The sequence below is a fragment of the Petrotoga sp. 8T1HF07.NaAc.6.1 genome (assembly GCF_016772115.1).
GTDB classification, from domain to species: domain Bacteria; phylum Thermotogota; class Thermotogae; order Petrotogales; family Petrotogaceae; genus Petrotoga; species Petrotoga mobilis.
In genome coordinates this window covers 44,018-68,282 of record NZ_AUPG01000007.1, presented here as the reverse complement: position 1 = coordinate 68,282, position 24,265 = coordinate 44,018, and the positions used below count along the sequence as shown (strand labels likewise).

General features: G+C 33.2%; 18 protein-coding genes and 1 pseudogene. 2 read left to right on the top strand and 17 right to left on the bottom strand.

The genetic code is table 11. The annotated features are described in order from the left end of the window. Positions 1-4 precede the first annotated feature (4 nt). Entirely contained in the window at positions 5-1,738 is a 1,734-nt protein-coding gene (locus tag NAAC61_RS06140) for a 2-hydroxyacyl-CoA dehydratase (protein ID WP_202695509.1), read from the top strand. Between the two features lie 4 nt (positions 1,739-1,742). On the opposite strand, the gene NAAC61_RS06135 is transcribed toward NAAC61_RS06140, so the two are convergent. The 12 genes from NAAC61_RS06135 to aspS form a co-directional block, all read right to left on the bottom strand. Beyond that, complete coding sequence (locus NAAC61_RS06135; RefSeq protein ID WP_202695508.1) at positions 1,743-2,954, bottom strand: flagellar basal body-associated FliL family protein; 1,212 nt, start codon at positions 2,952-2,954, stop codon at positions 1,743-1,745. An 82-nt stretch (positions 2,955-3,036) separates the two neighbouring features. Continuing rightward, positions 3,037-3,447, bottom strand: a complete 411-nt coding sequence (locus NAAC61_RS06130) for a hypothetical protein (protein WP_202695507.1) — start codon at positions 3,445-3,447, stop codon at positions 3,037-3,039. 34 nt (positions 3,448-3,481) lie between these two features. Further along, a complete protein-coding gene (rsmA, locus tag NAAC61_RS06125) occupies positions 3,482-4,309 on the bottom strand; it encodes a 16S rRNA (adenine(1518)-N(6)/adenine(1519)-N(6))-dimethyltransferase RsmA (RefSeq protein WP_202695506.1) in 828 nt (275 codons plus the stop codon). 24 nt (positions 4,310-4,333) lie between these two features. Continuing rightward, positions 4,334-6,841, bottom strand: a complete 2,508-nt coding sequence (locus NAAC61_RS06120; protein ID WP_202695505.1) for a polysaccharide biosynthesis/export family protein — start codon at positions 6,839-6,841, stop codon at positions 4,334-4,336. Between the two features lie 28 nt (positions 6,842-6,869). Beyond that, complete coding sequence (locus NAAC61_RS06115) at positions 6,870-7,319, bottom strand: tetratricopeptide repeat protein (RefSeq protein ID WP_012209405.1); 450 nt, start codon at positions 7,317-7,319, stop codon at positions 6,870-6,872. Next, positions 7,312-9,120, bottom strand: a complete 1,809-nt coding sequence (locus tag NAAC61_RS06110) for a hypothetical protein (protein WP_202695504.1) — start codon at positions 9,118-9,120, stop codon at positions 7,312-7,314. The genes NAAC61_RS06115 and NAAC61_RS06110 overlap by 8 nt, the downstream gene beginning before the upstream one ends. After that, complete coding sequence (gene plsY, locus NAAC61_RS06105) at positions 9,117-9,725, bottom strand: glycerol-3-phosphate 1-O-acyltransferase PlsY (protein WP_012209407.1); 609 nt, start codon at positions 9,723-9,725, stop codon at positions 9,117-9,119. The genes NAAC61_RS06110 and plsY overlap by 4 nt, the downstream gene beginning before the upstream one ends. 55 nt (positions 9,726-9,780) lie before the next feature. Further along, a complete protein-coding gene (der, locus tag NAAC61_RS06100; protein WP_012209408.1) occupies positions 9,781-11,163 on the bottom strand; it encodes a ribosome biogenesis GTPase Der in 1,383 nt (460 codons plus the stop codon). A gap of 33 nt (positions 11,164-11,196) precedes the next feature. After that, positions 11,197-12,795, bottom strand: a complete 1,599-nt coding sequence (locus NAAC61_RS06095; protein ID WP_012209409.1) for a S1 RNA-binding domain-containing protein — start codon at positions 12,793-12,795, stop codon at positions 11,197-11,199. Then, the gene (ispH, locus tag NAAC61_RS06090) at positions 12,792-13,646 is read right to left on the bottom strand and encodes a 4-hydroxy-3-methylbut-2-enyl diphosphate reductase (protein ID WP_103064699.1); all 855 of its coding nucleotides are present in this window, start codon (positions 13,644-13,646) and stop codon (positions 12,792-12,794) included. The genes NAAC61_RS06095 and ispH overlap by 4 nt, the downstream gene beginning before the upstream one ends. Further along, positions 13,636-14,316, bottom strand: a complete 681-nt coding sequence (gene cmk / locus NAAC61_RS06085; RefSeq protein WP_202695503.1) for a (d)CMP kinase — start codon at positions 14,314-14,316, stop codon at positions 13,636-13,638. Before cmk ends, ispH begins: the two co-directional genes overlap by 11 nt. Continuing rightward, positions 14,300-16,099: an aspartate--tRNA ligase gene (gene aspS / locus NAAC61_RS06080; RefSeq protein WP_202695502.1), complete on the bottom strand. Its 1,800-nt coding sequence runs from the start codon at positions 16,097-16,099 to the stop codon at positions 14,300-14,302. The genes cmk and aspS overlap by 17 nt, the downstream gene beginning before the upstream one ends. 107 nt (positions 16,100-16,206) lie before the next feature. On the opposite strand from aspS, the gene NAAC61_RS06075 reads away from it, so the two are divergent. Then, positions 16,207-17,199: an S-layer homology domain-containing protein gene (locus NAAC61_RS06075; protein ID WP_202695501.1), complete on the top strand. Its 993-nt coding sequence runs from the start codon at positions 16,207-16,209 to the stop codon at positions 17,197-17,199. 35 nt (positions 17,200-17,234) lie between these two features. On the opposite strand, the gene NAAC61_RS06070 is transcribed toward NAAC61_RS06075, so the two are convergent. From NAAC61_RS06070 to NAAC61_RS06055, 5 genes and pseudogenes are all read right to left on the bottom strand, one after another. Further along, complete coding sequence (locus tag NAAC61_RS06070; RefSeq protein ID WP_012209416.1) at positions 17,235-17,888, bottom strand: TIGR00153 family protein; 654 nt, start codon at positions 17,886-17,888, stop codon at positions 17,235-17,237. A 77-nt stretch (positions 17,889-17,965) separates the two neighbouring features. Beyond that, the gene (locus tag NAAC61_RS10700) at positions 17,966-18,847 is read right to left on the bottom strand and encodes a class I tRNA ligase family protein (RefSeq protein WP_337919836.1); all 882 of its coding nucleotides are present in this window, start codon (positions 18,845-18,847) and stop codon (positions 17,966-17,968) included. Beyond that, positions 18,836-20,679 (bottom strand): annotated as a pseudogene (gene ileS, locus NAAC61_RS06065) (isoleucine--tRNA ligase); the annotation flags it as partial. The pseudogene ileS and the gene NAAC61_RS10700, both read right to left, overlap by 12 nt. Positions 20,680-20,746: 67 nt before the next feature. Continuing rightward, on the bottom strand, positions 20,747-21,106 hold the full coding sequence (locus NAAC61_RS06060; protein WP_202695500.1) for a response regulator: 360 nt from the start codon (positions 21,104-21,106) through the stop codon (positions 20,747-20,749). Positions 21,107-21,316: 210 nt separating this feature from the next. Next, complete coding sequence (locus NAAC61_RS06055) at positions 21,317-24,073, bottom strand: ATP-binding protein (RefSeq protein WP_202695499.1); 2,757 nt, start codon at positions 24,071-24,073, stop codon at positions 21,317-21,319. Positions 24,074-24,265 lie beyond the last annotated feature (192 nt).

Sequence of the window (24,265 nt, the reverse complement as noted above, 5' to 3'; positions counted from 1 at the left end):
AGGATTGGGAAGAGATTATGTTGTATTAGACCCTCAGGCTTCCTCACAATCAGGTTCTATGTTCACCAACCAAAGAGGTATGAATTATATTCCACAAACTTTTTTGGAAGAGTACTACAAGGATATTCCGATAGATGAACTTTCTTTCAACGAATACTGGTATCAAAATGCACATATTCTCCAAGCTTCTATATTCGTTGCACAACATCCAAAACTATTTCCAATAAGACAGATGAATTTTGCTTGCGGACCTGACTCAGTCAAATTTTATCATGAAGATGAGATATTCAAAAGAGCAGACAAACCGTTTTTGCATTTAGTGACAGATGCACAAACCAACAACGCCCCCTTTGTTACAAGGGCTGAGGCACACGATCGAGTTGTAAAAAAGAGTAAACCAAAAACTGATTTGGAGTTCAAAGATTTTGTTTTATTCCCAGATGGTCATAAGGACAAATTAAAATTGGGGCAGAGGCAGTGGCTCATTCCCTACATGGGTGAGGCAAGTAACCTAGGAAAAGCTATACTTAAACATTACGGGATAGAAGCAAAGGTCTTACCAACAGCCACAGTTCAAGCCAAAGAAGCGGCAGATAGGTTTATCACAACGGAAGTTTGTTTCCCGTTAAGAGGCGTCGTTGGTGATGCAATGGCAACCTTGGAAGAAATAGCCAGAGATAAAGGAAAGGACTGGATAAATGACAATACAGTTATATTCTTACCGACCACTTCTGGCCCATGTCGTTTTGGTAAGTATGGAGAAGTTCTGAAGATTTTTTTACATAAAGAAGGACTTGACAATATCCCTATAATCAGCCCTTCTGTTGATACAGGTTACCTACAGATAGAGGCACCAGAACAGTTTAAAACTCTTTATCAGAAAGCCGATGCATTAATAAACGTTTTCAGGGCAATAAAAATGGCGGATATGACAGATGATTTAATCAGAAGATTCAGACCATATGCAGATGATTTTTCCGATTTCGATGAAACTACACAAAAACTATGGGAAAACCTACAACAATTACTGATGGAAAAAGGCGGTTCTATAAAATATCTAAAAAGATGGGTGAAAAACGCTATAGATACTTTCACAAAGTTATCCCCAAGTGCAAAAGAACATTCACTTCCTTTAGTATTGTACATAGGGGAAATATATTCAAGACAACATGATCCTTACACAGATTATGTAATGGAAAGGATAGAAGAGGAAAGGTTAGAAATAATCAGAGGGACAATAGCTGAATGGTTAGAATATGTAATTTACATTAACGAAAGAAGAAACCCTAATTTTCTTTTCCGTTTTGTGGATAATTACATGGGCTTCACCGATTGGCGTTTCAAAAAAATTTTTGGGGCGTATTCTAAAGACCACGCTGTTTTACCCAAACCTCAAAAAATCATCGATGACATGCAAAATAGTAGAAAGTACCACGGTGATATTGTAGGAGAATCACCTTTGGTAATTGGGATATTTCTAAAATTTTTAAATGGTGAATTGGCAAACGGTAGACAAAAAGTTTCTGGGATATTCCATGTAGGACCTTTCACTTGCATGCAAGAAGGCGTGGCGATGGCAAAAATGGATGCCATCGCCAAAGAAGTATCAAAACGAGATCCTTCATTGGTTGTTCCAATGATTCATGCATTTTTTGGAGATTCTGCAAATACAAATCTCGAAGCTGAAATAGCAGCCTTCAGAGAACAATGCTATCTAAAGCAAAAATTGACAAAATAGGAGATTATTCAACTCTAGAAATTTCTAAATTTACCTCTTTTATACCGTTAGTAGTGTTAGTTTTAAATAATTCATTTAAAGCTGAAAGCAATTTGTTCTCAATTTCGGCAATTTTCTCATTATTTCTAAAATCTTCAGGTTTATAAGTTGAGAAAATGAGTCTAAGAGTGTCAAACACTTGCGAAAAGGAATTTTCTACAGTTTCTTTCATTTCTGCGTTGGCAACTAAAAGGGAATATTCTGTAACAAAAACACGGTTGTTAAGGTTGACTCTAACCGGGTACTCGCCTTTGATAATTTCGACTTTTAAGTCTTGCTGAGTTTGAATATATCTTATTTCAGGTTCTAGGGCACCATAGAATTTGATGTCAGTGTATCCTAGAAATTCTGGATTACGTGGATTATCTTTAATTGAATAGACACTAACTTGTCCATTTTCAAATCTAGCGTATAAATAACCATTGGCGATTTTAATTCCGTTAATACCTTCTAAATTCAAGTTTTCTTGTAGTCTGGGAGAGTTAGGATTACTTATTTCTGCGATGCTTAATCCTTCCATATATCTGAGTATATATAGATAGTTATCGTGATTGATTACATCTGTGACGTTTCCTGGCGTGTCTATTGTAGCGATTTCTTGGGGTTTACTTGGATCTGTAACTTCATATATAGTTACCCCCATTTCGCCACTTGGTGAGTAGAGATAAACTTTTTCTTCGGGCACTACTTTTGTGGAAAAGCGTATTTGAGAGGTAGATTCTCCGCCTTTTTGATCCTTTGCAACAATTCTTAAGGTGTAATTTTTTCCCATTTCCAAAGAATTAAATCGATAAAAATATGTATCGATATTTTCTGCTATGAGTTGCTCTTGTCCTGAGTCCGCAGTTAAATATAAATCAAAAACCAATGAATCTCTATCGGGATCTTCAGCTTGCCATACGAAGTACACACTAGACTCGCTTAATTGTTGATTTTCAGATGGTGATAAGATTATTGGACTTATGGGAGAACTGTTTTTTTGAAAATAATAATTTTCAGAGAAATTATAAACCATGTTGTTTCTAACAACAGCAAATTTCAGATCCAATCCTTCCGAAGGCACTGAACTTAAAATAAGTGTATTCTGGGCGGAGGTCCTATAAGGTTCGTACATTCCATCACTGTTTCTTCTATAAATTAAATATTGGTCATAATCTTGTGGGAGTGTTATGTACAAATCGTTATCATCCATTCATAATCTATTTGATATCTTAGGGGTAATTTTTCGAGATTTATGTCGCTTAGGGTTTTATCTTCATTCACAAACAATTCTGGGTTGTTATAATAGTAATATGCAAGTCCTGTATCATCGACTGCATGATATTTAGCTCATAAGTCCCTTCTTCTATGGACGTTAATTCTATACTTTCTCCAACAGGAAAAGATGCTTCGTAAGTATTGGCTCCAATCAATTCAACTTTTATTTCGTTGTAAGGTTCTTTTAGACCTTCTGACGCAACTATTTCGTAGTTGATCGTTACATTATACTTTCCACCAAAAAACAACAGAGAAAATATAATCACAATACCCAAGACAACTATTGCAATAATAGTTGTAATAATAATTAATCTCTCTCTGTTTTGTGGTGGTTTCTTTTCTTCTTGGTTGATTAAACTTTCGTATTCTAATTTATTTTCATTCTTATTTTCTGAATAGTTCTCTTCAGCCATTTCTATCCCTCCAAAGATAAATTTACTATTGCCTTTAGAAACCTTTGTTAGCGCCCCTTCGCCCCAACAATTTTTTGTATAGTTGTATGTATGTTTCTATGGGAATATCTTCTGGTCGAGATGAGGGGTCAATTTGTACCTCAGTTAAATATTTTTCTGTATCAGGTATAATCTCCTTTAGATTGTTTTTTATTGTTTTTCTTCTTTTAGAAAAACATATGTGAACAAATTTCATGAAATCTTTTGGATCTATTTCTTCTACATACTTGTACACAGGGTTGAATTTCAATATTACTGAATCTACTTTTGGAATTGGTATGAAATTGTTTTTAGATACATCCATGATTCTTTCAACAGTACAATAAGTCTGAACGAATATACTTAAAGGGCTGTAACTTTTTTTTGATTTTGCCATCAACCGTTGTCCAAACTCTTTTTGAAACATAAAAATAGCGTATTCGAATTTTGGTGATTCTTCAAATATCTTTTCTAATATTTTTGAAGAGATATAATATGGGATGTTTGCTATATATTTCAGTTTTGGAATATCTTTGAATTTAGAAAGGTCTACGTTTAGGAAATCTTCAAAATGTATTTCAACATTTTTGGAAACTTCAAACCTTTCTTCTAATAGTGGTTTGAGCCTTTCATCAATTTCAAACGTTATTACTTTTTTGGCTTTCTTTGCTATCTCTTCTGTGAGAATTCCGTTGCCGGTTCCAATTTCTATTATTACGTCATTTTCATCGATTTCACTTTTTTTTACTATTTCATGAGACACAGTCGAGTTAGACAAAAAATTTTGACCCAACCCTTTTTTTAATCTTATATCGTACTTCTTAAGCCATTCAGAGGTTTTCAAACAAATTTCACCTTTCTTATTTTATCAAAACAGACCAGATACATTAGCGTATGTGTCAAAGCCAGCGTTAATAAAACTCATGAATGTTTGTACCGTACTCATAACTTCTACGATGTTGGTGAGTGTGTTTTTTGGAATATAGATAATATCTTTTGGTTTTACTTCTGGGTTCATCCCGGTTTTTACAGGGGCTGCGTTTATTATTCCAGATAAGTCCAAAGTTACAGGTGGATTTTCCGGGCCATCTTTGAATAAGTATACCGTTGTTAATTGAGCTGATTGAGAAGCGTTTCCTGCTTTGAGTATTGCGTCTAGCACTGTCATGCCTGCATTGTATGGGATAATACCGGGTTTTGTTACTTCTCCAAAGATGTAAACAACTTGCTCTTCTGCCGGTGGTACGTAGACTATGGATCCAGGGTTAACAAGTACATTTCTTAGTGATTCAACGTCTTTTATATCGACTTTTATTTCCTCGTTGTTTTTTGTGTAGATGAAGATGCTCTCTTGGTTTTTCCAGTCGATAGCGGAGCTTGTAAGATCATAGCTCGAGAGAATCTCAACTAAACTCATTGGAACATCTGTTCTTAGACTTTTTGGAGAGATATTTCCCAAAACAGCTATGTATGAACCACTCACTTCTGGTTGAACAACGACGTAGGAACCTTTAGGAACTTCCATCATTAAATTGTTCAATAATTCTTCAGAATTGATCGTTTTTATAACTTCATTATTTTGGTAGATTGCTATTGTTCCAGTATCTACTGGGGAGAACCCATTTACAGACGAGAAGACATCTATTAACCTTACATTTTTTTGTTGAATAACTTGTGTTTCTCCTGCCTTGTAGACGATAATTTGGTCTGGAGCAATTTTTGAAATCTCTACAAAGGCCTTGCCTTCGAGTAGAATATTTTTTAAACTGTCAAATTCATTCGCTATTGAAGTTCCGGTTTTTTCACCGATTTGATATCTAACTTGGTAGGATTCATCTAAGTTTAATGGGAGCAGTAGTTCATACAAACTTTCTCCTTGATTGTAGGCCATAACATTAGAGAATTCTCCGAATATATAAGCCATTCTTAATTCTGTGTCGGCTATTATCGTTGAGCCAGAACTTACTAAGACATCTTTCAACATAGTTAAGTTATTCGGATCAACGGTTAAACTTTTTGTACTTCCAGAATTATCCACGATAACCAAGTTTCCTGAAAAATTATTACTGAAACCACCTGCTAATCCAACTATCTTATCCATACTTATTTTTTCGTTTGGCAAAAATTCAACCTTTCCCGTTGTGTTGAATGCTCCACTTAGATAAACATAGTTTCTTTTAAGTGTAATTTGAACAAAATCACCTTTTTTTAGCTCAGTATTCGAATTTACGGGTTGGTTGTTTACTCGAACTTCTTCCACATTTTCTTCACTTATACCAACTTTAGTTAAGAGTGTTCTGATGTTCATTCTTTCTTGTTTTTCAAAGTCAACTCTTTGTGAATTTTCTTGTGAACTTAAGTATACATAATTTTCAAATCTGTTTATTATTACTGTATCGCCAGGTTGAAGAAAAAAATCTTCATTGTTGGTTGTTTTCTGTAAAGATAAAGTAGTAGTTTCTCCTTCTCTAACAACTGTTACAGAGTCTTCTACTTCGCTTAGACTAACGTTAAGTAACGTTATTACAGATTTTATTCCCATGCCTTCAAAATAATCTAAAGAAGCTGATCCAAAATCAGAAAAAACAAGAACATTATTAGTATAGTTGTAAGGGATTATTACTGTGTCACCTGGTTGTAAGGAATAATCTTCTTTTTTTACTATTTCATCAAATGGGACTTCTTGAATTTTTCCCTCTCGAACAATCATAATTTCAGCAGGCATCTTGTTAGTAGGTATATTCATGGAAGAGATGACGGTTTTCAACGTCAAACCTTCATAGTAATCTAAAGATGACGTGCCGAAGTCTGAAAAAACAGTGACCTTATTGGTATAATCGTAAGGGAAGAGAACAAAGTAATTTTCATATATATAAGGATCTTCACCAGGTTCTCCACTTTTGATCCATTCGATATTAACTTTTTGTTCCTTTCCATCGGGAGATTTGATCAACGCATAAGAGGAGTTAGTGATATCTTTTATCCCACCAGCTAATCCAATTAGATCTGAAAGTTTAATCTTTTCGTTTTTTATGTTAATGACCCCGTTTATGTTGGTGTTTCCTAAAACCGTTACCGAAAAAGGGGCATACTGGGTGATTCCTACTGTAACTTTATTAGTTTTTATGTAACTTTCCATTTTAGTGGATATCTCGTTTTCAATTTCTTCTAAAGTTCTACCTTCTGCTTTTATTCTGCCAATAGGAGGTACCGTGACGTCTCCTTCTGGCCCCACAATTGCATTGGTTATTGAATATTCAGGATATCCTAAGACCCAAATTCCTAAGATGTCACCCATCCTTACGTTATATGAGAATGTAATAATTGGTAAAGCCAAAAGAATTAAAAGAATGATAATAAAGCTACCTTTTTTCATTTTTTATCCTCCCCACTAAAATTTTTTGTTATATCATTTTTTCTATTAGTTCCAATTCTTGAGAATTGTAACCCGAGATTTTTAAATGACTTACTATCTTTTTTGCAACTTCGTTGTTTCCACTTTTCAACGCGGCTTTTGATTTTATGATCAAAAAGTTTATTTTGTTTTGGCCATCCTGAGGTTCTTTTAAATGTAATATGTCTTCATACTTTTCTATTTCGTATAATGAATGGGCAAGGTAAAGGTTTGTCTCGTCTAAGTCTATGCCTTTTTCTAAAGCAATCTCTAAAAATTTACTAGCTTTTTCGTAATCTTCACTTAGCATATAACAGACCCCAATGTTATGATAGAACATAGGATCTTCAGGAAGTAAAGATATCGCTTTTTTATAATATGAAGCAGCATTTAGATAATTCCCTTTTTCTAACATGGTGTTTGCTTTTTGGTTGTAATAATATGCCAGTTCTTTACTCATTTATATCCCCTTCAGTATAGTAAAAAAGAGTATCAACTAAAGTTTTATCTTCTAATAACAGAGAAACACCGGCTGGATTTATCCCACTGATTATTGGAGGAAATAAGTTGTATTCTATGTAATCAATAGGTTTGTATGAAACTTTCAAATAACTTTTCAGATATTCTTCTTGGCTTTGATCTATAATACCTCCTCCGCTCATGAAGGCAAGGTTTTCTAAGTTTGCGTTTACTTCTTTTCCATTAGTCAGGTGGAATAAAGAACTACTTGAAAGGATAAAAGGTATCGTCTTTTCAGGGGTTAGTTCTGTGTCGATCTCACCATGTGTTAATATCTTCGAATCGGTGTTAATTTGGGGTACATGAACTTGGAAGAGATCGTTAATTTCATATTCATAAGTATCTGATAACGAATAAGTACGATGGTAATTAAAAGGCACTCTACCCCCTGAATCCATTACGTATATATTTTTGGTCAAAAAATCCATTTTTTCGCCTGAGATATCGTTGACATTAATTTTTAGGGTCACTGTTCGATCGTTTTTACTATACTTCAACCCGTACAAATTCAAAATATACAGGTTACTTTCAGTATTTGAATCTATTCTTTCCAAGTAAACTTTGTTATCTTCTAAATCCGAAAGGATAAGCACACCATTTTCAATTTTGACTTTTCCCCTGAATTGACTAGTATTTTTACCATTAAAACTATCATCGATTGGGTTGAGTTCTCCATCTTCTTCTAAAATTTCTATGCCATCTTCAACTGATGAAACTAAAATTTTATTCCATGGAAGAACATCAAGAGAAATATAAGTTTTATTTGGTAGTTTTGTTGTGTTCACCACTTCATTTTTTAATATATCGAAATTAAAAACTGATGAACTTGCATAATCAATTAAGTATAAATTGTTGTGCCATAAGGCTCCATCGAGAAACGTTATTGAATGATCAAATTTCTTTTGTTGAAGTATCTCACCGTTGTAACCTATGATTTTTATTTCATTGTTGTATGGATCGTATCCGACTAATCTTCCAGCGTTATCGATGTCGTAAATCACAAATGGAAAACCTTCTGTCAAAACTTCTATTTGGTTTTCTATTTCGTTTGTTAATACCGTACTTTCCACCGTTGAATTGGTTTTAATTTCCTTTCTAACAATTGGAGAATAACTTTCAAAGTAATAAATCCCTTTATCCGAGCCTAGGTAAACTCTATTTAGATTTTCGTCAGCGTTTATAGAATAATAATTTTTGCCTTTGTCCAATCTTATCCAAGTTTCTTCGTAGTTATTTGTTTTAAATATCAAGTGATTTTGAGAATCTAAAACGTACAAATTTGAATTGATGATTTCGCAATCTACTGGATTATAAAATCTTTCAAAAGAATCTTTAACGCCTGCTGTTTGGCTAATTTCAAGAAATACAGGTGTGGCATAGTTGGAAAGTGAAAAATTTTTGATACTGTTTATAAAGTTCAACAATGTATTAGCTTCTTCATTTACTGTTGAGAATAACAAAGAATTTTCCAAGTCCTGAATGGCTTTGTCTATCATTCCTAACTGTAAATCCAATTTTGCTGCATAGTACCAAAGTTTGGGTATATCTGTTATATATATTTCTCCACTCATTGCTTGATTTAATTGAACACGTGCCTCGTATTTTTCCCCTTCAAATAACAACTGGAGACTATCTGAAAATAGTTCTCTAGAGTTTAATTCACTTTCTGATAATTCTTGAGAGAATATCCAAACGTTAGTCAGCAAAAGATAAATAAAAAGGGTGATAAGTGCTTTTTTCATTGAATCTTTTCTTCCTTTTTTAGGATTTTTATAATGTCTGCTTTATTTTCAGAATTCGATAGTAACCTTTTGATATTCGATCTATGTCTATACAAGCTCAGAAAAAATAAAAGTGTGTAGGTAATACCCAATTTTAAATTCCAAAAATAACTTAAAATAGCGGTTACAAGCAAACCTAAAAGGGACGATACAGAAACATATTTGGTCAATAATACGACAGATATCCAAACTAACAGAAATATTACACCTAACATCGGGCTCAAAGCAAAGTAACCACCTAATGTAGAAGCCACTCCTTTTCCACCTTCGAATTTTAAAAAAATTGGATAGTCGTGACCTAAGACAAGTACAATTAAAGATAAATAAGGAACCCACGAATCAACACCAAAAATAAGTCTTATTATTAAAATGGGAATGAATGCTTTCAAAAAATCAAGTGTTATTGAAAGGAGTCCCCATTTTGGCCCCAAAGCCCTTAAAACATTGGTTCCTCCAACGTTTCCGCTTCCAGTTTTTCTTATGTCTATCCCCTTACTCCATGGAATCAAGAAGCTGAAAGGAATAGATCCACATAGATAACTGATGATCAAAGCAGCAATGGACATATGTTTTCCTCCCTGAAATAGGATTTATAATTTAGTCAAAGTTTAACAACAAATTTTATAGTGTTTTTTGCTTGGTTTTTGAAGTTTCTTCATTTTTTCTTGCTTCGAATTTTAGAAATATAGGCGAACCAATGAAAGGATCAATGTAATTTCTTATCATGTTTCTCAAACCTTGTTGATAGTATTTTGGTATGTCGTATGGTAAATTTGAATAGAATACGAAAACAGGTGGTTTGGTCCCAACTTGTGTAGCATAGTAAAATTTGATTCTTTTTCCTTTTTTAATTGGTGGTGGAGTAACCAATGTGTATTTTTCTAAAGCTGCATTCAACGCACTTGTTGGGATTTTTTTGTTTCTTGATTTTTCGACTTCTTTTATAGCGGTTATTAATTCTTGAATCCCCCATCTTTTAGGTGCCGATGTGAAAACTAATGGACTATAATTTACAAAGTAGAGTTCTTTTTCAAAATAGTTAAAAAACTCTTCCTTTCTTTGATGGTTGTTACTAACTAAATCCCACTTGTTAAATGCTATAATCGTTCCCTTTCCTCTTTTTTCTGCAATACCTATGATGCTTTTGTCTTGGTGGGTTATTCCTTCTGTTGAATCAACTACTAAAATTACTACATCTGACTTTTCAATTGCGTTGATTGTTCTTGATATTGAAAACATTTCAATACTTGCATAATGAATGGTACTTTTTTTTCTCATTCCAGCAGTATCTATAAATCTGAAGGTGTTATCGCCCATTGTAACTAGATGATCAATGGCGTCTCGGGTTGTTCCAGGTATTTCTGAAACGATAGCCCTTTCTGAACCAATTATGCTATTAAAAAGAGAAGATTTCCCAACGTTAGGACGCCCGACGATAGATACTTTTATTTCTTCGCTATCCTTCTCGCTATCAACAGATTCCTCCGAATTTAAGCCAGAAGTTTTTAAAGTATTTGCGATAGTATCCATTAAAGTAAAAATATTTTTGTTATGCTCTGCAGAAACAGGGATTCCTTCACCAAAGCCAAGAGAGTAGATCTCTGGTTTCATCTCAAGCTCGTATTTTTCAAAATTCTCTGCCTTATTAATAACTAAGATAACTTTCGAATTGGTCTTTCTTAAGTAGTCAGCAATGTGATAGTCTTCTGAGGTAAGTCCAATCTTTCCATCGATTACAAATATTACCAAAGATACGTCTTTTAAACTTTCAAAAATTATTTTTTTCTGCCTTTCTTCTATGTTGTCTTCCGGTTGTTCGAATATTCCACAAGTATCTACCAATGTAAAAGATATATCGTCCCATTGGATTGTGGAGGAAACGTTATCCCGCGTTACACCAGGCATATCGTGAACTATTGATTTTCTTTCACCAATCATTCTGTTAAATAATGTTGATTTTCCCACATTGGGTTTTCCAATTATGAGAACCGTCGGTTTTTCCAAGTTATTCCACCTCTTGTTTTTTACTGAAGCATTTTACTCTTCATTCATTTCATTAATTACTTGTAGCGCCTCTTCTTTTTCTCTTTCTTCTTCTAGATGTGTTACACTTATAATCATGTTCCCTCTTTTAAATTCATTTTCAAGTCCAATCTCTAAAACTTTTGCTTCTATTTGATCACCGATACTATATGTTTCCTCGAGACTTTTTGAATTTGTGGAAGCCTTGCTTGCGGGTAGATAAGCCTCTACTTCGTAACCATCAATGAGGACTATTGCTCCTTTATCTAAAAAACGAATTATTTTTCCTTTAACAGTATCACCTGGTTTTATCTCTTTTGAAGCCTTTTTCCAAGGATTTTCTTTTGTTTCTCTAACTGATAGTCTCATCCTTTTGTTATCCTTGTCTATTTTTATTATTTTTACTTTAATCTTTTGTTTTTCATTAAGCACTGTTGAAATATCGTCGACAAAATCCCATGAAAGTTCTGAAACATGTAAAAATCCAGTGATTCCTTCATCTATTTTTATAATCGCCCCATTATCGAGAACCTTTTCGACGGTTCCTGTAACAATGTTTCCTTCATAGTATTTTTCTTCTATGTTTTCCCATGGATCTCCTGAAACTTGTTTGTAGCTTAGATTAATCTTTTTATTCTCTTTGTCTATATTCAATATTTTGACTTGAACATCGTCCCCAACATTTACTAAGTCACTTATCCTACCTTTCCTGCCCCAGAATATTTCTGTTTCATGGACCAAACCTTCTAAACCTTCGTCTATCTTGACAGTAAAACCAAAAGGTAATATCTTAGTTACAGTACCTTGAACAATACTTCCTATAGGATATTTTTCATCCACTGTTTTCCAGGGATTTTCTTTCAAGCGTTTAAGAGATAGTGAAATTCTTTTTTTCTCTCTGTCCAATTTTATTATCAGCGCTTTAACTTTTTGACCCACCTTTAGATAATCTTTTATAGAGATCTTTTCGTCCCAGCTAACCTCACTTGCTGGTATGAGACCATTCAAATGATCATTCAATCTTACAAAGGCACCAAAGTTTTTTATATCCTCTACCACACCGTCAATTACCATTCCTTCCTCGTATTCATTGAAAGTTTGACTAATTTTTTCTTCTGCGTAATCTTTTATCGATACGACTATGTTTTTTCCATTTTTAGAAATCACTTTAGCCATTTTTTCTCCTTGAGGTAAATCATCTTTAGGGCTTAATAAAGATAACGAACCAGGAAGAAAAGCACCGATAAGTCCTTCAATCAATACGCTGTAGCCTTTCTTGAGCCTGTTTTTAAAAATAATAGGATAATTTTCTCCTTCGTTTATTTTATTCATAGTTTCATTCCAAACGGCCCTTTTTTCGGAGGCAAAGTTTAAACCTTCTGCATCATTTGTTTTTGTTATTTCTACTAGTATCTTTTGATCTACTTGATATTCTTGGAGAGGTTTTATGAGTTCTACTTGACTTACAAACACATCTCCTGTGGCACCTTCTAAAGCAACCCATATACCATCGCTATTTATTTCAAATACCTTTCCTTCTATTATTTTTCCTTTTTTTACCTCGTTTATCTCTTGTTCGTTCAAAAGTTTTTCAAATGTTTTTTCCTCCATCATGAAAAATCCTCCTTCTCTTGGCTTAGATACTCCAACACTTTATTTAATTCTGATGTTGGTGTGGATGAACCAGTAACTATTCCTATTTTGTCTTGTGGAGAGATAGTTATTTCTTTAAGTTCTTCACCAGATTCAATATGGTATGTCCTTTTACAATATTTTTTTGAAATACGGTATAGTTTTTGAGTATTTGAACTGTTTTTTCCGCCTAGAACTAGCATCAATGTGCTTTTTTGAGAAAGTTCTAGTGTCTCTTTTTCCCTTAGGATAGTTTCAGAACATATAGTATCTCTTATCAACACCTCCGTAAAAGAATTAATAGTTAAAATACTGGTTATAAAATTTTTGTACTCTTCTTCGCCCATGGTTGTTTGAGATACTATCAATACTTTTTTTTGAGGTATTGTCACTGGAGAAAGTGTTATTAGCAATTTACTCTCATCTACATTCCCTTTTAGCCCAAGTATCTCAGGATGGTCAGGTTTTCCATACACGACTACAAAAAATCCTTCTTTTTGCTTGTTACCTACGTATTTTACTAAATTTGTAACTATTGGGCAAGTCATGTCTATAACTTTAGAGAATCGTTCTTCTAAAAGATCTTTCTCAGCCTTTGAAATACCATGGGCTCTGATGATTACCGTTTCGTTTATGGAATCCTCGGGTATCTCATCCAATCCTTTTATAGTTATTGCACCTGATTTGTTTAACTCTTCTATTACCTTTTTATTGTGTACTAACTCACCATAAATATAAATCTTATTTTTGTTAACTAAGGAATTTTTAACTTCATTGTACGCTTTTTGAACGCCTGAGCAAAAACCAGTTCTTTTTGCTACATTAATTTCCATAAATACCTCTCTCTTCGATAATTTTTAATATTTTTTGAAGGACTTCTTCTATGGACAGATTAGTAGTATCTATAATTATTGCATCTTGAGCTGGTTTTAATGGAGCTATAGAACGATTTGAATCGTTGTAATCCCTATTTTTTATTTCTTCCAATATTTCAGTAAAAGAAATATTGGGTTTTTTCCCCTTTTCTTCACTCCATCTTCTTTTAGCTCTTTCTTCTATAGAGGCGGTTAGATATATTTTAATATCACTATCGGGCAGAACTACGGTTCCTATATCTCTTCCATCAACCACTATACTGTCTTTTTCGGCAATCTTTTTAATTATCTCATTAACTTTTTCTCTAATAATATTATTACGAGAGTATAGAGAAGCTAAATCACCGATTTTTGAGTCTTTAATGGAGATAGTAACATCTTTTTCGTCTAAAAAATAACGGTTGTTTTTTATTTCAATGTTAAGTTTTTCTAAAATATTTTCTATATTTTTTGAATCTTGTGGGTCCACTTTTTGTTCGTTTAGGTAATAACCAATGATTCTGTACAAAGCCCCACTATTTAGATAATTTATTTTTAGTATTTCTGCTAGTTTTTGTGCAATTGTAGATTTGCCTGATCCTGCCGGCCCATCTATTGCAATCTTTATTTTTTTAGCTTTTTGAGTCATTTTTCATCTCACTCTCGTTTGATTTTTTCAAAGCGAGGTGTAATTCTTCCAATTGTTTCTCACTAACTTCTGATGGAGCATTGGTCATAGGATCTGTTCCAGAAGCTGTTTTTGGGAATGCAATGACCTCTTTTATTGAATCTTCTCCTACCAGTATGCTTACCAATCTATCCATTCCGATTGCTATGCCTCCGTGAGGTGGAGCACCGTATTTGAAAGCCTCTAATAAGAATCCAAATTTCTCTTGTGCCTCTTCTTTGCTCAAACCTAAAATATCGAATACCTTTTGTTGTATATCTTGTTTGTGTATCCTTATGCTGCCACTTGCAATCTCATAACCGTTTATTACAAGATCGTAAGATTGAGATTTGATTTTTAAAGGGTCTGTATTATCATATTTAGCTAAATCATCTAAATTGGGCATAGTAAAGGGGTGATGTTCGGCTACTATTCTCTGTTCTTCTTCATTCCAAGAAAACATTGGAAAATCAGTGACCCAAATTATGCTGAACCCGGATTCTTTTTCAAATTCTTCTTTGATCATTTTTATTCTCAATTGTCCTAAAATCTTATCTATTTTGTCTGCTTCTTCCAAAATAGCTAATAAAACGTCACCTTCTTTCATTATACCACGTTCTACTAAGATATTAATCTCTTTGGCTGCGGCTTTTTTTATATTTGATCTTATTTCTTTGTCATTAGCTATCCAAATTAAACCGGTACTGCCTTGTTCTTTAGCAAACTCTGTAAGATCATCGAATTTTTTTCTTGAAAAATTGTTAGACCTTTCAGGGACAATAAATCCTTTTAATATTAGGCCTTTATCTATCCCGTTTTTTATAAAATTAGTCTCTGTATTTTGAAAATATGCTGTTAGATCAATAAATTCCATACCATACCGTATATCAGGTTTATCTGAACCGTATTTTTTTATTACTTCATCATAGGCGTATTTTTGAAACGGAATCTCTAATTCTTTGTAATTTATAGATTTTTCGAATATTTCTTTAATTAATTTTTCCGTTAGTTCAAATATATCCTCTTTTTCAACGAAAGATTGCTCTATGTCAATTTGTGTGAATTCGGGTTGCCTATCCGCCCTAAAATCTTCATCTCTGAAACAGCGAGCTATTTGAAAATATTTATCAAAACCTGATACCATCAGTAGTTGTTTGAAAAGCTGTGGAGATTGAGGTAAGGCGTAAAAATTGCCTGGTTTTAATCTAGAAGGAACCAAAAAATCTCTTGCCCCTTCTGGTGTTGATTTTGTTAAGTAAGGGGTCTCAATTTCCAGAAAGCCTTCAGCACTTAGCGTATCTCTAGTGATTTTCATAACTTTGTGTCTAATTATTAAGTTCCTTTGCATTCGTTCTTTTCTAAGGTCTAAATATCTATATTTTAACCTTAAATTTTCCGAAATATCCTCTTCTATGTTGACGTATATTGGTGGTGTTTCAGATTCAGAAAGGATTTCTAAATTTGTTGCAAGTATTTCAATACCCCCAGTTGGCATATTTGGGTTTCTGTCTTTTTCAGGACGCGCCCTAACTTTTCCTTGGATAGAAACAACATATTCGTTTTTTAATTTTAAGGCTTTTTGATAAAGCGTATTGTTATCACTAGAATCGAAAACCGCTTGAGTTTTACCGTATCTATCTCTTATCAGAACAAAAATAATTCCACCTAAATCACGAATCCTATCTATCCATCCGTTTAAAATAACGATCTTATCTATATCGTCTTCGTTTAATTCTCCACAAGTGTGAGTTCTTTTTTGAAACAAAAATAACACCTCCAATATTTTTTCATCTTATTTTACCATTTTTTGTGGTAAAATAAAATCGATAACAGCAAAAAACTTAAAATTCCAAAATTCAGGAGGTGTGTGTAGTGAAAAAGGTAGGTATTGTGTTTCTGTTTTTATTTTTGGCTTTGGGATTATTTTCGCAGTCTTTTAAAGATGTTCCCATCAATCATTGGGCATATGATGCAGTTGAAAGGCTTTCTGGTATTGGCATTATTGAAGGATACCCCGATGGTACTTTTAAAGGATTAGAAAACATGAACAGGTATCAACTGACTGTTGCTTTGTCCAGAACGATTGATTACGTAGAACAAAGTATGATTGAGCCTTTAGCCCAAAATTTGGCGAATTTGGAAAGGACTGTAAGTAGTTTATCTGTTCCGCAAGGAGTTTCTTCAGCGGAATTACAGCAACTTCAAACAAAATTAAACTCTCTTACAAGTGATCTTTCTACTCTTCAGGGTTCCGTTTCGAGGTTGGATAGTTCTGTCAAGGAACTTCAGAATTCTTATGAGTTGCTTGGTTATGCCACCACGAAGATAGACGAATTAGAGAGAAAGGTCAACGCCATATCAGTGCCCGCGGTAAGCGAAACTGACATCAGAAACTTAAATACCAGAGTTACCAATCTGGAAAACACCGTTGGAAGTCTGAATAGTAATTATCAGAATCTTTCTCAAACAGTATCTAATTCCAATCAAGAAATACAGTCGTTAAAAAATTCAGTAGCTAGTATTCAAAACTCTTTTTCTAGTGTAAACCAAGATTTGGACAGATTGAATGCTTTAACGGCTAACTTGAATTCGAAGATAGATTCTAAAGTTGATAAAACTGAGTTTACTTCGTTAAAAAACACTACTGACGAATTAAGTGTTCAATTAAGTAATAATACCCAATCTGTTTCTGAATTGTCCCAAAACTTACAAGCCGTTCAAAGTAGTGTTGATCAGCTCTCTCAAGAGGTCACTGATGTAAAACAAATAGCTGAAGGTGCCGGTGGAGGAGTAAACTTCTTAGATATCATTATCTCAGTGGTAATTTCTGCAGGTTTATCCTTTGCTATAATGAACTTGCTATAAAAAAATATCGCTGGTTTTTTCGACCAGCGATATTTTTATTTAATGTTCCTTTTTAAGACTATAATTTCTAATTTATCAGAAGCATCTTCGGCCCTGTCTGCTATATCTCCTATCTGTAGAAAAAGATCTTTCAACTGCAATTTTTCCGATAATTCAAGGCTATCTATTTCAAACAATCTTCGTATTAAATCCTTCTCTAAGATATCTTCTTCATGTTCCTGTAATTCAACTTTTTGAATATACTCACTACTTTTTTCTATATTTTCGAATACGTTTTCTATAGACTTTTTCAAGGATTTATAAGTTTTCTTTACCAATCGACTTTGTTCTAAAAAATCTGGTTTAAAATTCTCGGGTATTTTTGGTTTTTGAAAAATTAAGATTTCTGAAACCGTTTGTGTTTTATTCATAACCTTATCAACCGCTTCTATTAATTCTAAAAGTTCTCCTCTAAAATTTGGCAAAAAAGCTCCTTGATACATTTCGCTTTCCGTTTTTCTTCTTAAAGAATCAGCTTCGCTTTCTATATTAGATATTTGTTTTGATAAATCAACAGATTTTTCCATATCGTTTGTTACATACAATTCTACTAATTCTGTGAGTAAGTTTACCCCTTCTTCTACTTTTTCTAAATGTTTAGAAAAAAGTTTTATTACTTTCTCTTCCTTTTTTCCAAAAAAAAGCTTCATTATGTACCCCCTCACATACCTTTAGAATTAATAAAACTGTTTTTTGTGTTCTTTTGCTATACAGCCCATCCTAGAGTTTACGCATTTATTTCCTCTTTTAATACTCTTGCACATCTTGGACAAACGCCCGGAAAGTCAGGGTCATTGTCCGTATTAGGATCTACTTTCCAACATCTTTCGCATTTTTCCCCTTCTGCTTTGGTAACTTTAATTGTTGCGTATCGACCTTCAAATCCTTCATCTACATTACCAAATTCAAATTGAGATACTATAAATAGATCAGCAATCCAGTTGTTATCGTATTGAGATAGAATTTGCTTTAATGTATCATCTTTTAGGTTGAGGATAATTTTAGCATCCAGAGAGTTTCCTAAAAATTTTTCTTTTCTTTTCTCTTCAAGGGCTTTTAAAACATCCTCTCTCAAAGCAAAAATTTTATTCCACTTTTCTTCTAATTCTTCGCTAAGGTAATTCTCTTTATATTCAGGCCATAGTTCAGCGAATATGGTTTCATATTTGTTTGAGTAATTGAGATGCTCGTAAACTTCTTCCGCAGTAAAAGGCAATATGGGTGAAATCATCTTATTTAAAGCTATAGCGGTTTCATATAAAACTGTTTGAGCGGATCTCCTGAGTTTAGATTTTTTTCCTTCTACGTATATTCTATCTTTTATTATATCCAAGTAAGTAGAACTCATATCTATTGTACAAAAATTGTTTATAAGATAGTGTACTTTGTAAAATTCGTAGTTGTCATAAGCTTTGGTGACATTTTTTATCAAATTATGTAACTTCATCAATGCCCATTGGTCTATTTCTAACATTTCTTCATAAGCCACAGAATCTTCATCAGGGTCAAAATCATTTATATTGCCCAGCAAAAATCTTATAGTATTTCTAAGTTTGCGGTAGGTTTCAACCTGTTGTTCCAAAATATTGTAAGATATTTTAATATCCATTCTGTAATCTGCTGATGCAACCCATAACCTTAATATGTCTGCTCCATATTTGTTGATAATGTCTTTTGGGTTGACTACATTTCCCAAGGATTTAGACATCTTCTTTCCTTCTTCGTCTTTTATAAAACCATGAGTCAAAACGGATTCATAAGGGGCAATTCCGTGTTTTGCAACAGATAAGAATATAGAACTTTGGAACCACCCTCGATGTTGATCGCTTCCTTCAAGATATAAATCTACAGGGAATTTTTTTAATTCTTCACGTGAATTTGCAACTGCTTCGAAAGATGATCCAGAATCGATCCAAACGTCTAAAATATCTTCTTCCTTTTTGAACTCTGAACCACCACATTTAGGGCACCTGTAATCATTTGGTAGAAGTTCTTTCGCTTCTTTTTCAAACCACGCATTACTCCCTTCTTTTTCTATAATTTCTATAACGTGGTCTATAATTTTGGTATCCAAAATTGTTTCTCCACAATTCTCACATTTAATAGCTGGTATTGGGATTCCCCAGGCACGCTGTCTTGAAATTACCCAGTCAGGTCTCTCTCTCACCATAGAGGATATTCTATTTTCTCCCCACTTGGTATCCAATTTACTTTTTTTATTTCTTCCAACACCTTTTCACGGTAGTTGTTTTTTTCAAGATCTATAAACCATTGAGGAGTGGCTCTAAAGATAACAGGATTTTTACAACGCCAACAATGTGGATAGGAATGAGTTATCTTTCCTGATTGAACGAGAAAACCGTTTTCTTTTAGATCTTTGATAATTTCTTTGTTCGCTTCCCAAATTTTCATCTCTTTATACTTTCCAGCTTCGTCGGTGAAATATCCCCGACTATCTACTGGAGATATTACTGGAAGGTTGTACTTTGTACCTGTTATATAATCTTCCATACCGTGTCCTGGAGCAGTGTGAACACATCCGGTACCTTCTTCCAAAGTTACATAATCTGCAAGTACTAAAAGGCTTTCTCTGTCAACAAAAGGATGTCTAGCTTTTTTCCCTTCTAATGTAGATCCTTTAAAGGTATCGATTATTTTGTAATTATCTATTCCTGATTCTTTCATAGTTTTATCAACTAATTCCTTAGCCATTATCCAATATTCGTTTCCAACTTGAACTTTTGCGTAATCAAAATTAGGGTGAACAGCAATAGCTACGTTCGCTGGTAAAGTCCACGGTGTTGTCGTCCAAATGATCACGTATGCATTGTTTTCTCCAACTAGAGGGAACTTTACATAAATTGAATCTGATGTATGATCATGGTATTCAACTTCAGCTTCTGCTAAAGCTGTTTGACATTCTGTACACCAATATATAGGTTTTGTTCCTCGATAAATATTGCCAGCTTCAACTATAGAACGAAGAATTTCTAGAACTTTGGCTTCATATTCGGGATTCAAAGTTAAATATGGTTTATCCCAAAAACCTATTACCCCCAACCTTTTAAAGCTTTCTCGTTGAATGTCTACGTATTTCATAGCGTAATCTTCACAAAGTTTTCTTATTTCTAACTTACTCAAGGTGTGTGCCTTTTCTCCAAGCTTGGTAGTAACATTATGTTCAATTGGAAGACCGTGCGTATCCCAGCCAGGGACATAAGGAGCATCAAAACCTCTCAATGTTTTGTATTTTAAAACTATGTCTTTTAAAACCTTATTAAGGGCAGTCCCCATATGAATGTCTCCATTCGCATACGGTGGACCATCATGTAAAACAAACTTTTTTTCCCCGATTCTTTTGTTTCTGAGATAGTAAGAAATATTTAAATCATCCCATTTTTGAAGAATTTGAGGCTCCTTTTCTTTTAGATTTGCCTTCATCTTGAATGATGTCTTTGGAAGATTGATTGTGTCTTTGTAATCCAAAACCCGCACCTCCGATAAAATATTATTGAATTTTTAAAAGAGTTTCGATTGTATCTTTTATTTCTGTTAAATCCATTGATTTTACAACATAAGCATCTGCAGCCCAGGATGCCATCTCGCTTTTATAATGTGAGTAGGCTGTGAGAAATATTATTTTTTTGTTTGGATACCTTTTTCTGATTTCACTTGCGAGTTCTAAGCCATTTACATCAGGCATTTCGATATCAGTGCATATGATATCTATATCTTGATCATTTTCTAAGGTTTCCAGTGCATCTTTTGCATTGCTTACCGCAATAACTTCATAACCAGATTCTTCCAATTCTTCTTTTATTAAAGTTCTTATGTTCTCTTCATCATCCACTATTAGTACTTTAGACAACTTAACCCCTCCTAGAAAGTTTTATCTTTTCCCTCACACCGCCCAGATGGGTGGGTGAGGGCTTCGCCCTGTAACCTTTTAAAAATTTAAATTTAATTTTTGAAAATTACCCTATTTTTAAAGTGTCCATGTAAGTAATATCGAATCCGATTTAGCACCCCTTTGCCCCGCCCCCACAATTGGCCCTTAGCGTCTAAATTATACAATAATTTAGTTGTTACCTGTTGGAATTTCAAATCTGAAAGAGGTTCCATTATTGTCAGATTTTACCAAATAAATTTTACCTTTGTGTTCTTCTTCTATTATTTTTTTACAAATAGCTAAACCCAATCCTGTCCCATTGCTTTTTGTAGTAAGAAAAGGTGTGAATAATTTTTCTTTAATTTCCTGGGGAATAGAGGGTCCATCGTTGGTTATTTCAAAAAAAACTTTATTTTCATCGGTAAATCCAACTTTTATTTCAATTTTCCCATTGTTGTATACATTTTCTAAGGCGTTTTTTATTAAATTCATCAATACCTGTTTTATTTTATCTTTGTCTGCTTTTATTACGATCTCTTCTTTTAACCAATCAGTATTCACCATAACGTGTTTTTGTTGTATAAAATCTTCGTACATCAATATTATTCCACGTATGATTTCTATCAAATCGACTTCTTCAATCTGGTTAATTTTACCTCCTCTAGAATATTCTAAGATCTCATTTACTATATGTTCGAGCCTTGAAAGTTCTTCTTTAATAATTTGGGTATATTTTTGAATATCATCCATTTCGTTCATTTTAGCTATTCTGTTTAAAAATCCGCCGATAACCGTAATAGGATTTCTCACTTCATGAGCTATTCTAGCGGTCATTTCTCCCATGGCAGCAAGTCTTTCTCGCTTTTCCATTTCTTTTTGAAGGTTGTACAGCTCGGTTACATCATCAAAAACAATTATAACGCCTTCTATCACTCCTAATTCTTCGTTTCTCAAAGGAGATAGCTGAATATCAAAAATTTTCTTGGTATCGGAAAGTTTTACTTCATAATTCTTTAATTTGATATTATTTCTGGTTTCATAAATGTCTTTAATTTTTTCGATTATTTCTTCCCCGATTAGTTCTGTTATATCTTGGATAGCAGTTCCTATCATGGTCTCTCTTGGTCTGGAGAAAAAATTTTCTGCCATTCTGTTCCATTCGTTTATTTTTCCATTTCTATCAACCACAACTACGGCAACAGCCAGGTTTTGTAATATATTATCTTTGAATCTTCTGTAGTAATCCATCAAATCTTTTTGTTCTTCTAATCTTAATGTTTTTTCCTTTAATTCTTGATAATTTTCTATCATTTCCAAAGCTAATCCCATATTATCTTTAAATAATTTTACAATTTCAGTTTCAATGTTGGTGATGGGTTTTTTGTTTATTTTGTTATCAACTATTACTACTCCTTTAGTTTCTGTCATTCCAGTAACTGGGAAAATAAGAAACTCATTAATTTTAACTATATCGTATATATCCTCTAAATCTTCCCATTTAATTTCCAACATTTGAGGAACGATATGTAAAACCTGTTTTTTTTCAACGACTCGTTCTAAAATAGGATGCCCTTTATATGCTAAAACTTTATTTTGTAAACTGAGGATTAGTTTATTATTGGTGGGTATTTTTATGGCCTCCTCTTTTAGGTACTGAACGACGTTTCCGTATTTTAAAGCCCTAATGTTTGCGTCTTTCCAGATTTCGGTAGCGTCTTCTTCTGTATCAGGACCAACCCATATTTTTGGAACAAGGAATCCCCGAACCTTGTCCTTTTCTAAATAAAGAGCTCTGTTGAACTTGAGACCTCTCCCAGAAGTTAAGCCTAAAAGCATTATTTTTATTGCCAAATTTTTATCGTAAACAGATCTCACAGCTTGGGATATCTTATCCAATGCATTTAGCATATCTAAGTGTTCTTTTTGTTTTTCAATAAGCTGTTCATAATTCATTTTCAATTCAGTCAATTTACTGACTTCATTTTGAAGTTTGTTGTATAAATTTATTCTATGAATAGAAAAAGCTAATCTTTTGGCGGTGTCCGAAAAAACGTGGAAATCTGCATCATCAAAATTTTTGTAAGTTCTAAATGAGTATTCTGCTTCTCTGTTATAAACACTTAAAACGCCATAAACTTCATCATTTTGTTCTATAACAGAATAAATAGAAGATTTGAGATCTATATTAAAAGGAATAAAATAATTTTGAAAGTTTTCTCGTCCCACTAGCATATAACTCGATCTTTCTTTTATTGCTTTACCTTCGAGGGTATTTTCTATAGGGATAGTTCTAGTTATGATTGTGCTTTCATCTATTCCTAAAAAGTATTTGATTTCGAGAGTATCACCTTGAAGTTTCCAGAATGCTATGCTTTCTGCATGTAGAGAATCTTTTAGGAGTTTTAATACATTATTGACTATTATATCTTTTTCGGTAATTTCTTCTATAATGTCGGTGAGCTTTTCCATTAAAATTACCTTGTCTTGCAAATCCCTAATTCTCAATTTTTCTATAATCAAATTAATCAATACGGAATAATAAAAAAAATGTTGGTCGAAAGTATTTTTATCAATTTGATTGTCAAATAATCCGACGGCGCCAATTAAGCCTTCTTCGGAAAATATCGGATACAAAAATAACTCTCTTATATCGTTTGCAGTAGAACTTACTTGTGAAATATCATCTTTTAGATTCACAGGTACGATCTCATTTGAAAAAATTTTGTTTTTTAGATCTTCGTCTCCGCGTAGGTATATTTTAATATTTTCAAACTTATCTATTGTAGAAGCTAAAGCTTTAAAAACCTCTCTGCTTGATTGATAAATAAACATAATGTTGTCTTTCTCCATTGATTCTTTCAATTGGGAAGATACTTCTTTAAAAGTTGATTTTAATACATTTTGAGGTTTATCATTGTATATAATATTTAAAATTTTGCTTACCATATGCTCCACACTCCGATATTTTGTCTTTTTCATTCTAATTATAACACTAAATTGCTTAAAAATGGGATAAAAAATACTGTAAATTCACCAATTGAATGAAATTTTCTAATGACAAGTTGGATATATTGGGCGGTTTTATAAAAGAAAATGAATTAAAACAGAAATTTAAAAATTTTTCTTGACATTTTACAT

Coding starts and splice junctions, on each gene's coding strand:
- NAAC61_RS10700 (WP_337919836.1), bottom strand. CDS start 18,847: ATGGATATTAAAATATCTTACAATATTTTGGAACAACAGGTTGAAACC.
- NAAC61_RS06120 (WP_202695505.1), bottom strand. CDS start 6,841: ATGAAAAAAGGTAGCTTTATTATCATTCTTTTAATTCTTTTGGCTTTA.
- plsY (WP_012209407.1), bottom strand. CDS start 9,725: ATGTCCATTGCTGCTTTGATCATCAGTTATCTATGTGGATCTATTCCT.
- NAAC61_RS06070 (WP_012209416.1), bottom strand. CDS start 17,888: ATGAAGCTTTTTTTTGGAAAAAAGGAAGAGAAAGTAATAAAACTTTTT.
- ispH (WP_103064699.1), bottom strand. CDS start 13,646: ATGGAAATTAATGTAGCAAAAAGAACTGGTTTTTGCTCAGGCGTTCAA.
- NAAC61_RS06115 (WP_012209405.1), bottom strand. CDS start 7,319: ATGAGTAAAGAACTGGCATATTATTACAACCAAAAAGCAAACACCATG.
- NAAC61_RS06110 (WP_202695504.1), bottom strand. CDS start 9,120: ATGAAAAAAGCACTTATCACCCTTTTTATTTATCTTTTGCTGACTAAC.
- NAAC61_RS06055 (WP_202695499.1), bottom strand. CDS start 24,073: ATGGTAAGCAAAATTTTAAATATTATATACAATGATAAACCTCAAAAT.
- NAAC61_RS06130 (WP_202695507.1), bottom strand. CDS start 3,447: ATGGCTGAAGAGAACTATTCAGAAAATAAGAATGAAAATAAATTAGAA.
- cmk (WP_202695503.1), bottom strand. CDS start 14,316: ATGACTCAAAAAGCTAAAAAAATAAAGATTGCAATAGATGGGCCGGCA.
- NAAC61_RS06095 (WP_012209409.1), bottom strand. CDS start 12,795: ATGATGGAGGAAAAAACATTTGAAAAACTTTTGAACGAACAAGAGATA.